The organism is Catenulispora sp. MAP12-49, assembly GCF_041262705.1.
Lineage (GTDB): Bacteria > Actinomycetota > Actinomycetes > Streptomycetales > Catenulisporaceae > Catenulispora.
In genome coordinates, this window is record NZ_JBGCCP010000013.1 from 254,834 (window position 1) to 266,248 (window position 11,415).

At 71.7% G+C, this 11,415-nt stretch carries 10 protein-coding genes; 4 read left to right on the plus strand and 6 right to left on the minus strand.

Annotated elements, in window-relative coordinates; all coding sequences use genetic code 11:
• Positions 1-2 precede the first annotated feature (2 nt).
• The 3 genes from ABIA35_RS24165 to lpdA form a co-directional block, all read right to left on the minus strand.
• Positions 3-905, minus strand: a complete 903-nt coding sequence (locus tag ABIA35_RS24165) for a TIGR01777 family oxidoreductase (protein ID WP_370359407.1) — start codon at positions 903-905, stop codon at positions 3-5.
• 341 nt (positions 906-1,246) lie between these two features.
• On the minus strand, positions 1,247-3,145 hold the full coding sequence (sucB, locus tag ABIA35_RS24170; RefSeq protein ID WP_370359408.1) for a 2-oxoglutarate dehydrogenase, E2 component, dihydrolipoamide succinyltransferase: 1,899 nt from the start codon (positions 3,143-3,145) through the stop codon (positions 1,247-1,249).
• Positions 3,146-3,236: 91 nt separating this feature from the next.
• Positions 3,237-4,619, minus strand: coding sequence for a dihydrolipoyl dehydrogenase (gene lpdA / locus ABIA35_RS24175; protein WP_370340715.1), 1,383 nt, complete (start codon positions 4,617-4,619; stop codon positions 3,237-3,239).
• A 211-nt stretch (positions 4,620-4,830) separates the two neighbouring features.
• Between lpdA and ABIA35_RS24180 the strand changes: the two genes are divergently transcribed.
• Complete coding sequence (locus ABIA35_RS24180) at positions 4,831-5,205, plus strand: hypothetical protein (RefSeq protein ID WP_370340717.1); 375 nt, start codon at positions 4,831-4,833, stop codon at positions 5,203-5,205.
• Between the two features lie 90 nt (positions 5,206-5,295).
• On the opposite strand, the gene ABIA35_RS24185 is transcribed toward ABIA35_RS24180, so the two are convergent.
• From ABIA35_RS24185 to ABIA35_RS24195, 3 genes are all read right to left on the minus strand, one after another.
• Positions 5,296-5,649 carry a hypothetical protein gene (locus ABIA35_RS24185; protein ID WP_370340718.1) on the minus strand — a complete coding sequence of 118 codons (354 nt, stop codon included), beginning with the start codon at positions 5,647-5,649 and terminating at the stop codon, positions 5,296-5,298.
• Positions 5,650-5,660: 11 nt separating this feature from the next.
• Complete coding sequence (locus tag ABIA35_RS24190) at positions 5,661-6,389, minus strand: VIT family protein (RefSeq protein WP_370340720.1); 729 nt, start codon at positions 6,387-6,389, stop codon at positions 5,661-5,663.
• A gap of 89 nt (positions 6,390-6,478) precedes the next feature.
• Positions 6,479-7,999, minus strand: a complete 1,521-nt coding sequence (locus ABIA35_RS24195) for a leucyl aminopeptidase (RefSeq protein WP_370340721.1) — start codon at positions 7,997-7,999, stop codon at positions 6,479-6,481.
• A 258-nt stretch (positions 8,000-8,257) separates the two neighbouring features.
• Between ABIA35_RS24195 and gcvT the strand changes: the two genes are divergently transcribed.
• The 3 genes from gcvT to ABIA35_RS24210 all read left to right on the plus strand — a co-directional run bounded on the left by gcvT (position 8,258) and on the right by ABIA35_RS24210 (position 11,324).
• The gene (gcvT, locus tag ABIA35_RS24200; RefSeq protein ID WP_370340723.1) at positions 8,258-9,367 is read left to right on the plus strand and encodes a glycine cleavage system aminomethyltransferase GcvT; all 1,110 of its coding nucleotides are present in this window, start codon (positions 8,258-8,260) and stop codon (positions 9,365-9,367) included.
• 65 nt (positions 9,368-9,432) lie between these two features.
• The gene (locus tag ABIA35_RS24205) at positions 9,433-10,377 is read left to right on the plus strand and encodes an aldose 1-epimerase family protein (RefSeq protein ID WP_370359411.1); all 945 of its coding nucleotides are present in this window, start codon (positions 9,433-9,435) and stop codon (positions 10,375-10,377) included.
• Between the two features lie 2 nt (positions 10,378-10,379).
• Complete coding sequence (locus ABIA35_RS24210; protein WP_370359412.1) at positions 10,380-11,324, plus strand: MBL fold metallo-hydrolase; 945 nt, start codon at positions 10,380-10,382, stop codon at positions 11,322-11,324.
• Positions 11,325-11,415: the final 91 nt, after the last annotated feature.

Below are 11,415 nucleotides of genomic sequence, written 5' to 3' on the forward strand. Positions count from 1 at the left end.
CCTCAGGCGAGCGCGGCGGCCAACGCCGCGCGGGCGTCGGGGGTCGTGAAGGCGAACCCGGATCCTGTCAGCCGTGCCGGCAGCACCCGCTGGCTTCCGGTGAGCTCATGGGCCATCTCCCCGAACATGACCCGCAGCGCGAACCCCGGTACCGGCATGACCGTCGGCCGGTGCAGCACATGGCCCAGGGCCTTGGTGAAGGCGCGGTTCGTGACCGGCAGCGGACCGGTGACGTTCACCGCCCCGGTCATGGTTCCCTCCGTGGTCAGGGCCATGATGTGCTTGACCGCGGCCAGGTAGTCGGCCATCCCGATGAACGAGAAGTACTGCCGGCCGCTGCCGATCGGGCCGCCGATCCCGGCCTTGAAGAACGGCAGCATCCGCGCCAGCGCGCCGCCGGAGCCGCCGAGCACGACGCCGTTGCGCAGGTGCGCCACCGGGATCCCGGCGTCCTCGGCGGGCTTGGTCGCCGTCTCCCAGTCCCGGCACACGGCGCCCAGGAAATCCTCAGAGCCCGGCGACTCCTCGGTGACCGGCGTGGTGCCGGTGTCGCCGTAGAAGCCGATCGCCGAGGCCGACAGCAGCGCCTTGGGCCGCTCGGTCAGCAGGGCCAGCGAGCGCGCCAGGGTGTCGGTGCCGTGGACGCGGCTCTCCCTGATCTCGCGCTTGTAGGCGGCCGACCACCGCTTGTCGCCCAGGCCCGCGCCGGCCAGGTGGACCACGACGTCGCAGCCCTCGTACGGCTTGGGGTCCGGGTCGCCGAACGGCGACCAGTGGCGCTCGCCGGCGGCCTCGTCGGGGTGCGTGTGGCGGACCAGGCGGACGATCTCGTGGCCGTCTTCGGTGAGCGCGGCGGAAAGGGCCGTGCCGATCATTCCCGTGGAGCCGGTGATGGCGATCCGCATAGCAGCAGCATAGCCCTGTGATCCGCGCCATCCGGGGAGCCGGGGCGCCACGAAGTCAGGTTAGGCTAACCTAAGTTACAGAGATGATGAAGGAAAGCAAGACGATAGGCGGGCCCGCGCGCCCACGGTGGTGCTGCGGGCGGGCAGTTCGCCGACGAGCGCGCCGCCTACCTGGACGTGCGCCGGGACGACCTCGCGGTGACGCTGACCCGCGAGCCGAAGACCAAAGCAGGCTGAGACCAAAGCAGGCTGAGACCAAAGCAGGCTGAGACCAAAGCAAAAGGCAGTGGCCCAGTCCTTTCGGACCGGGCCACTGCCTCGTTCTCAAGCGCTACCGGCGACTACAGCCCGAGGTCGGCCTCGAACTTGCCCTCTTCGAGCCGCTCCTTCATGGTGACCAGGAAGCGGGCGGCGTCCGCGCCGTCCACCAGGCGGTGGTCGTAGGTCAGCGCCAGGTACACCATCGAGCGCACCGCGATGACCTCGCCCAGGTCGGGGTCGTTGATGACCGACGGGCGCTTCACGACCGCGCCGGTGCCCAGGATGCCGACCTGCGGCTGGTTCAGGATCGGGGTGTCGAACAGCGCGCCGCGGCTGCCGGTGTTGGTCAGCGTGAACGTGCCGCCGGCCAGCTCGTCCGGGAGGACCTTGTTGGTGCGGGTCCGCTCGGCCAGGTCCGCGATGCCGCGGGCCAGGCCGCCCAGGTTCAGGTCGCCGGCGTTCTTGATGACCGGGGTCATCAGGCCCTTCTCGCTGTCGACCGCGATGGCCAGGTTCTCGTAGTCGTGGTACGTGACCGTGCCGGCCTCGGTGTCGATGACCGCGTTGACGTTCGGGTGCTGCTTGAGCGCCTCGATCGCGGACAGCGCGAAGAACGGCATGAACGACAGCTTCACGCCCTCGCGCGCCTCGAACTCGGCCTTGGCACGGGTCCGCAGGCGGGCGATGTTGGTGACGTCCACCTCGACCACGGTGGTCAGCTGCGCCGAGGTCTGCAGCGACTCGAGCATGCGCTTGGCGATCAGCGCGCGCATCCGGGTCAGCTTCTCGGTGCGGCCGCGCAGCGGGCTCGGGGCGACCGGCGCCTTGGCGGCCGGGGCGGAGCCCGAGGACGCCGCCGGGGCGGCGGCCGGAGCCGGCTTGGCCTTGGCCGCGTCGATCACGTCCTGCTTGCGGATGCGGCCGCCGACACCGGTGCCGGTGACGCCGGCCAGGTCCACGCCGTGCTCGGCCGCCAGCTTGCGGACCAGCGGGGTGACGTAGGCCGCGGCCGGCTCGGCGCCGGGGGAGTCGACGCGCGCGGCCGTCTGGGCCTGCGCGACGACGGCCGGGGTGCCGGGCTTGTACTCGCCGCCCGGGGCCGGAGCCGGGGCGGTCGCGGTGAACGACGGCGTGGCCGCCACGGCCGGGGCCGGGGCCTGCGGTGCCGGGGCCGGAGCGGCGACCGGCGGGGTCGCCGGCAGCGGCGCGGGCGCCGGGGGAGCGGCCTGCGGGGCCGGGGCCGGGGCCGGAGCGGGAGCCGGCGCCGGGGCGGCCTGCGGCTGGGCCGGAGCGGCCGGGGCCGCGGCCGCCGGGGCGGAGGCACCCGGAGCGCCGATCACGGCCAGCTGCGCGCCGATGTCGATGGTCTCGTCCTCGGCGACGCTGATCTCCAGCAGGACGCCGGCGACCGGCGAGGGGACCTCGGTGTCGACCTTGTCCGTGGAGACCTCCAGCAGCGGCTCGTCGACCTCGACGGTGTCGCCGACGGCCTTGAGCCAGCGGGTGATGGTCGCCTCGGTGACCGACTCGCCCATCGCCGGCAGCGTGACCGGGGTGCCCGAGACGGCGCCGCCGGTCGGGGCGGCCGGAGCAGCGGCCGGGGCCGGAGCCGGGGCGGCGGCGGCCGGCGCGGGGGCCGGAGCGGCAGCCGGGGCCGGAGCAGCGGCCGGAGCCGGGGCCGGAGCGGCCGCGGGGGCGGCAGCCGGGGCCGCGGCGGCCGGAGCCGCCGGGGCGGCGTCCGCGGTGTCGCCGATGACCGCCAGCTCCGCGCCGACCTCGACCGTCTCGTCCTCGCCGACCTTGATCGACACCAGGAACCCGGCGGCCGGGGACGGGATCTCGGTGTCGACCTTGTCGGTGGAGACTTCGAGCAGCGGCTCGTCGACCTCGACCCGGTCGCCTTCCTTCTTCAGCCAGCGGGTGATGGTGGCCTCGGTGACCGACTCACCCATCGCGGGCAGAACTACTGAGACCGACATGAGCGCTCTCTATCTCCTTCGCAGAACATTCCGTGCAGAATTCTCAGGGCTTCCGCAGGCTGTGTCCTGCGGTGTCCATACAGCAGGCTTATCAGTCGTGGACGTGGAGCGGCTTGCCGGCCAGGGCCATCATGGCCTCGCCCATCGCCTCGGTCTGGGTCGGGTGCGCGTGCACGAGCTGGGCGACCTCCTGCGGCAGCGCCTCCCAGTTGAAGATCAACTGCGCCTCGCCGACGAGTTCACCCATCCGGTCGCCCACCATGTGGATGCCGAGCACCGGTCCGTCGACCTGCTGGACCACCTTCACCTGGCCCGAGGTCTTGAGGATCTTGCTCTTGCCGTTGCCGGCCAGGTCGTAGTTGAAGGTCTTCACAGCCGCGTCGCCGTACTTGGTCTTCGCCTGCGCCTCGGTCAGACCCATGGAGGCGACCTCGGGGTGCGAGTAGGTCACGCGCGGCACGCCGTCGTAGTCGATCGGGGCGGGGTTGAGGCCCGCGATGTGCTCGGCGACCAAAATGCCCTCGGCGAAGCCGACGTGCGCCAGCTGCAGGGTCGGGATCAGGTCGCCGACCGCGTAGACGCCGGGGACCGAGGTGCGGCAGTACTGGTCGACCTTGACGAAGCCGCGGTCCATGGCGACCCCGGCCTCCTCGTAGCCCAGGCCCGCGGAGACCGGGCCGCGGCCGACGGCCACCAGCATCAGGTCGGCCTCGACGGTCTTGCCGTTGGCGATGGAGGCGCGGACGCCGTTCTCGGTGTACTCCACACCGGAGAAGAAGTTGCCCAGTTCGTACTTGATGCCGCGGCGGCGGAAGGCGCGCTCCAGCAGCTTGGAGGAGTTCTCGTCCTCCAGCGGGACCAGGTGCGGCAGGCCCTCGATGATGGTCACGTCGGTGCCGAAGGACTTCCAGACCGAGGCGAACTCCGAGCCGATGACGCCGCCGCCGAGGATGATCGCCGAGGCCGGGACGTAGTCGAGCTTCAGGGCGTGGTCGCTGGAGATGATCCGGTTGCCGTCGATCTCCAGGCCGGGCAGCGACTTCGGCACCGAGCCGGTCGCCAGCACCACGTTCTTGCCGGTCACGTTCTGACCGTTGACCTGGATCGTGTTCGCCGAGACCAGCTTGCCCTCGCCGGGGATGAACTCGATCTTGCGGGCCTTCACAATGCCCTGCAGGCCCTTGTACAGCTGGCCGACGACGCCGTCCTTGTAGGAGTTCACGGCCGCCATGTCGATGCCGTGGAAGGTGGCCGCGACGCCGAACTGGGCCGCCTCGCGGGTGTTGTCCGCGACCTCGCCGGCGTGCAGCAGTGCCTTGGTGGGGATGCAGCCGCGGTGCAGGCAGGTCCCGCCCACTTCGGCCTTCTCGATCAGCGCCACGCTCATGCCGAGGTCCGCCGCCCGGAAAGCGCAGGCGTAGCCGCCCGAGCCGCCGCCGAGGATGACCAAGTCGAACTGGTTGTCGCCTGCCACGTGCGTTCCTCTCACTGCCTGCTTCTCGCTTTAGCCGGTCCCGTTCCGCCCCACACTGACACACTGCTGTGGAAGGGTCAGCGAGCGGACGGACGCGGAGTCGCGGGTAGCGCATCCGCGACCGGAACGCCAGTCTAGTCCGCGTGCGGACCCGACTTCTGCCGAGCCCCGCGGCCCGGCCGAAGGGAGCAACGATCTTCCGGGAGTGGTTATGCCCCTGTTCCGCCGACGCCGTCCCACCATGCCCGTTCCGGCTCCCGGACCGACCGCGCCGCCGCCCAGCAGGAGATCCACTGAGGAACTGGCCGCCGCCGAAGCGCACTTGAGCGAGTTCGCCCGCAGCCGGACCGGAGTCGAGGCGTACATAGAGCCGCGCACCTCTGTGACCGACACCACAGTGGTCTTCATCGCGGCGTCCGGGGAGTGGACGCGGCGGCGGGTGCGCAGCCCGCAACAGGCGCACGCTCTGGCGCGCGCATTAGGTATTCCTGCCTACGACGCCGATGTGGTCGGCTACCCACAGCGCATGCGGGACTGGACGCGCAAACGTGCCGAGGAGGACAAGCGACGGCTCGACGGAGTCTGACACCGCGGCCTCGGTGGAAACCCGGTCTGCCGAGAACCCGGTCTGCTGGGAAACCGGTCTGTCAGGAAGCCGGTCTGCCGGGCCCCGGTCTCAGCCGCTGTCGTCGTCGGCGCTCACCTTGCAGAACCAGGAGTCGGCGCCCTCCAAGTCACCGCGCCGCTCGCAGAACTGCCCCATCGTGGCGATCGCGTCCTGATAGCCGCTCACGGCCGCGCGGTGCACCAGTTCCTCGCCGTCCTGGTGCTCGCCCCGGTGCCACAGCAGGACGCCCAGCTTGTGCACCGCCTCCAGGCTGCCGAGGTCGGCGGCCGACCGCAGCCAGCGCTCCGCCTCGGCGGGGTCGTGGTGCTTGGCCGCGTGCGCGAGGCGCAGCATCGCCTCGGTGTCCCCGTGCGCCGCGGCGGCCCGCCACTGCTCGATCCGTTTCTCGTGCCAGTGCAGCATGGCGCCCTAGGCTAATCGACTTGCCCGATCAGGGTGCCGACAAGGTAGGTGATCCCCATCGCCAGCGCCCCGCCGATCACGTTGCGCAGGATCGCCCTCCCCGGCGCCGCGCGGCCCAGCCGGGCGCTGAACCAGCCGGTGGCCACCAGCGCGATCAGCACGCTGACCACCGTGACCGGGACCCGCCAGCCGTCCGGCGGCAGCACGATCGCCAGCAGCGGCAGCAGCGCGCCGACGCTGAACGCCACGAAGCTGGCGAGCGCCGCGTGCCAGGGGTTCGCCAGCTCGTCGGGGTTGATACCTAATTCCGTCTGGGCGTGGGCGCTCAGGGCGTCGTGCGCCGTCAGCTCCTTGGAGACCTGTCGCGCCGTGGTCTCCGTCAGCCCCTTGTCGCGGTAGAGGCCGACCAGTTCCTCGAGCTCCGCCTCGGGCGTCTCGGCGAGTTCCTTGCGTTCCATCGCCAGCGCCGCCTTCTCGGTGTCGCGCTGGGTGGACACCGACACGTACTCCCCGGAGGCCATCGACAGCGAGCCGGCCAGCAGCCCGGCGATGCCGGAGGCCAGCAGCGCCGAGCGGGAGCCCGTGGCCCCGGCCACGCCGACCACCAGGCCGGCCGTGGAGACGATGCCGTCGTTCGCGCCCAGCACCCCGGCGCGCAGCCAGTTCAGCCGGGTGCCGAGGCCTTCGTGCGGGTCGTGGGCCGGGTGCCCACCCTGGTCGGTGCCGTCGTCGGCGCTCATGGCCTCACGCTTACCCGCGAACGCCGAAGCGGTCACCTCCCGTTCGGGGAGATGACCGCTTCGGATCAGTTCGGATCAGTACCGGGTGCCTACTTGCCCGCGCCCAGGTCCTCGGCCAGCTTGACCAGCGTCCGCACCGCGGCGCCGGTGCCGCCCTTCGGCGTGTCGCCGTAGGGGGCCTTCTCGTTGAAGGAGGCGCCGGCGATGTCCAGGTGGGCCCACTTGATGCCCTCGCCCACGAACTCGCGCAGGAACAGGCCGGCGACCAGCATGCCGCCCATGCGCTGCCCCATGTTCGAGATGTCGGCGCTCTGGGTGTCGATGGTCTCGCGCAGGTACTCCGGCAGCGGCATCGGCCACATGTCCTCGCCGGCGGCCTTGGCGGTCTCCACGATGGTGGCGCGCAGGTCGTCGTCGTTGCCCATGACCGCCGAGTACCGGTCCAGCGCCAGGACCTGCGCGCCGGTCAGGGTCGCGACGTCCAGCAGCAGGTCCGGGCCGTCCTCGCTGGCCCGGGCCAGCGCGTCGGCCATGACCACGCGGCCCTCGGCGTCGGTGTTCATGATCTCGACGGTCTTGCCGCCGTACATGGTGATGACGTCCGAGACCTTGATCGCGCCGCCGCCGGGCATGTTCTCGGCCAGCGACAGGTACGTGGTGACGTTGACCGGCACCTCCTGCCGGGCCACGGCCAGCGTCGCGGAGAACACCGCCGCGGCGCCGCTCATGTCCGACTTCATGGTGTCCATGGCGTTGGCCGGCTTCAGCGAGATGCCGCCGGTGTCGAAGGTGATGCCCTTGCCGACCAGCGCCAGGTGCTTCTTGGCCTTGGGGTGGCGGTAGGTCACGCGGACCAGGCGCGGCGGCTTGGCCGAGCCCTTGCCGATGCCCATGATGCCGCCGTAGCCGCCCTTGGTCAGCGCCTTCTCGTCCAGCACCTCGATGCTGAGCGTGGCCAGCGCGGCGTCCTTCACCTCGGCCTGCGCGCGCTCGGCGAAGGTCTGCGGGTACAGGTGCGAGGGCGGGGTGTTGATCAGGTCGCGGGCCAGGTTCACGGCGCCGGCGACGGTGGCGGCGCGCTCCAGGGCCTTCTTGGCCGGGGCCTGCTTGGCAGCCGGGGAGGCCAGCACGACCTCGCCCAGGGCGCCCTTGGCGTCCTTGCGCGGGGTCTTCAGGCCCTGCCACGCGTAGCTGCCCAGCAGCACGCCCTCGGCGATCGCGCCGACCTGCTCGGCGTCCTCGGCCGGCAGCGCGAAGACCGCCTTGGCCTTGCCGGCCAGCGAGCGGGCCGCGGCGGCCGCGGACTTGCGCAGGGTCTCGGTGCTCAGGGAGGCGCCCTTGCCGGGCTTCTTGCCCAGGCCCACGGCGACGATCAGCGGCGCCTTGACGTCGCTCTGCCCCGGCAGCCGGGTCAGCTCGCCGTCCTTGCCGGCGGCGCCGAGCAGATCCAGCGCCTTGGCCAGGGTTCCGCCGTAGGCCGCGTCCACGGCCTCGGCGCCGGGTGCCAGGGCGACGCCCTTGACCCCCTTTGCGGTCTCGGTGGCGTACACGCCGACTACGACGGCGTCCGCCTTGCCGGTCGCGGTAGCGGACAGGGAGATCGAGGTCATCGTTGATCCAGTTCTCGCTAGGACATCTGCAGATTCTGGCGGGGAAGGGGGTCGCCCTTCGCAGGGGTCGCCCTTCACAGCGGTCGAGGCGGCCGTCACCCGAGTCATCGTTACTTTAGGCGACTGTATTCCGTACCGGCATGCCGGGCGAGGCGCCGGGATGACCTTCCCCGTTCCCGGCCCGTCCACCCCCGCGTCGTTCCGCACGGCCTCGGCCGTGGCTCGTCGGGGCCCCCTTCTCGGGTATCGTCTCGGCCTGTGACCAGCGATCTGTTGACTTCGCCCCTGCATGCCCGCCACGTCGCCCTGGGCGCCAAGATGTCCGATTTCGGCGGCTGGGACATGCCGATCGAGTACAGCAAGACAGGCGGAGTCCTCAAGGAGCATGCCGCGGTCCGCGAGCAGGTCGGCGTCTTCGACGTCAGCCACCTCGGGAAGGCCTCGGTCACGGGCCCCGGCGCGGCGGCGTTCGTCAACTCCGTGCTGGCCAACGACCTGCAGCGCATCGAGCCCGGCCAGGCGCAGTACACGCTGTGCTGCGACGACGCCACCGGCGGCGTCGTCGACGACCTCATCGCCTACCTCAACGGCCCCGAGGACGTCTTCCTGATCCCCAACGCGGCCAACACCGCCGAGGTGGTCCGCCGGTTGCGGGCCGCCGCCCCCGAGGGCGTCGTCATCGAGAACCGGCACCGCGACTTCGGGGTGCTCGCGGTTCAGGGCCCGAAGTCGGCCGAGGTGCTGGCCAAGCTCGGTCTGCCCACCGACCACGACTACATGTCCTTCGCCGTCGCCTCCTTCCAGGACGCCCCGCTCACCGTCTGCCGCACCGGCTACACCGGCGAGCACGGCTACGAGCTGGTCGCGCCCTGGGACAAGACCGAGGCGCTGTGGGACGCGCTGCTGGCCGCCGGCGAGGAGTTCGGCATCCGCCCCTGCGGCCTCGGCGCGCGCGACACCCTGCGCACCGAGATGGGCTACCCGCTGCACGGCCAGGACCTGTCGCTGGACATCACCCCGAACATGGCGCGCGCCGGCTGGGCCGTGGGCTGGAAGAAGCCGGCGTTCTGGGGCCGCGAGGCGCTGCTGGCCGAGCGCGAGGCGGGTGCGAAGCGTCTGCTGCGCGGCATCAAGGCCGTGGACCGCGCGATTCCGCGCGCGCACATGGTGGTGAACGACGCCGACGGCAAGCAGATCGGCGAGGTCACCTCTGGAACTTTCTCGCCGAGCCTGCGCGAGGGTATCGGGCTGGCGCTGCTGGACCGCGAGTACACCGAGGGCGACACCGTGTACTTGGACGTGCGCGGAAAGGCCGCGGCGTTCACCGTCGTGAAGCCTCCGTTCGTGGACGTGCGCACCCGCGGCTGAGTTCCGGCTCAGGTGATCCGCCCCCGGCCCGAGCGCCGGGGGCGCCTTCGTGGGAGCATGGCCGCATGATCAGTGCCCCCCACACAAGTGGTAACGAGCGGCCGACCGGAGAGCAGTACACGATCAAGGCGGGCCAGTACACCGCCACGATCACCGAGCTCGGGGCGGGTCTCAGGAGCCTGCGACTGGACAACCGGGAACTGATCATGGAGTTTCCCGAGGACGGCACCCCGGTCGGCGGCAGCGGCCAGCTGCTCATCCCGTGGCCGAACCGTGTCCGCGACGGCAAGTACACCTTCCGCGGCGTCGAGCGCGAGCTGGAGATCACCGAACCCGCGCGCAACAACGCGATCCACGGCCTGACCCGCAACGCCCACTGGCACCTGGACGCCCAGACCGACTCCTCGCTCCGCCTGACCCTGCGCCTGGAGCCGCGGCCGGGCTACCCGTTCCTGCTGGACCTGGCCGCCGAGTACTCGCTGGACGAGGACGAGGGCCTGACCGTCTCGGTGACCGCGCGCAACGCCGGCGACTGGGAGGCGCCCTACGGCATCGGCTCGCACGCCTACCTGAAGGTGGACGGCGGCCTGGACGGCCCGCAGGGCCTGACCCAGGTCCCGGCCGGCCGCTGGCTGATGGTCGACGAGCGCATGATCCCGCAGTGCGAGGTCCCGGTCGGCGGCACCCCGTACGACTTCCGCGACCGCCGCCAGCTGCGTGGCGTGACCTTGGACACGGCCTACACGGACATCGTCCGCGACGCCGACGGCCAGGCCCGCGTCACCCTCGGCCAGGGCGTGGACGGCGTGACGATGTGGTTCGGCGCCGGCCTGGAGTGGGTGCAGCTGTTCTCCGGCGACCCGCTGGACGCGCCGTACCGCCGCTCGGCCCTGGCGGTCGAGCCGATGAGCTGCCCGCCGAACGCCTTCGCCAGCGGCAAGGGCCTGATCGTGCTGGAGCGCGGCGAGTCGGTGACGCACACCTGGGGCATCGTGGTGGGCACGGCCTAGCCGTGGAGAGCCCGGTTCAGAGCCCACTGGACCTGCGCTGGAACCACGGCGTACCGCGCTGGGGGCGTCGGGGGCGCGGGGGTCGCGGGGGTCCGCGCTCGGCCGCGGAGCCGCCGATCCAGGTGCAGTCCTACGGCGAGCGCACGGTGATCTTGCGCCAGAGCAAGAGCACGAGTTTCGAGGCGCCGTTCATCTACCTGCTCTTCGGCGAGGACCGCGCCTTCCTGCTCGACACCGGGGCCACCGCCGACCCGGCGGTCTTCCCGCTGCGCGAGACGGTCGACGCCCTGGTCGCGGACTGGCTGCGCCGGCACCCGCGTGAGGGGTACGAGCTGGTGGTCGCGCACACGCACGGCCATGGCGACCACGTCGCGGCCGACGCGCAGTTCGCCGGCCGGCCGGACACGGTCGTCGTCGGCAAGGAGCCGGAGGCGGTGCGGGAGTTCTTCGGGTTCGACGACGCCCGCTGGCCGGACCAGGAGGTGGAATTCGACCTCGGCGGCCGCGTGCTCCGGGCGGTCGGCGCCCCCGGCCACCACGCGGCGGGGGTGGTGTTCTTCGACCCCGAGACCGGCTTCCTGCTGACCGGCGACACCGTGTACCCGGGCCGGATCTACGTCGCGGACTACCCGGAACTGGTGGCCACGCTGAACCGCCTGGTGGCGTTCTGTGCCACGCACGAGGTGACGTGGGTGATGGGCTGCCACGTCGAGATGACCGACCGGCCCTGCCGCGACTACCCGGCCGGGGCGACGTACCAGCCGCGCGAGCGCGCGCTGCCGATGACGGCGGCGCAGCTGACCGCGCTGCGCGACGCGGCGGTGCGGGTCGGCGGACGGCGCGGGGTGCACAGGTTCGAGGACTACATCGTGTTCTACGAGCCCTCGGGACTGGCGAAGCGGATGTTCTTCGCTCGCGCTCTGCGGGCGCGCGTGATGGGCCGCTAGAGGGCTTTCGGATCGGGTGTCGCGGGTTGTAGGTCGAGTCCGGTCTTGGCGATGAAGCCGGCCAGGGTGCCTGGCCGGTACTGGAGACGGC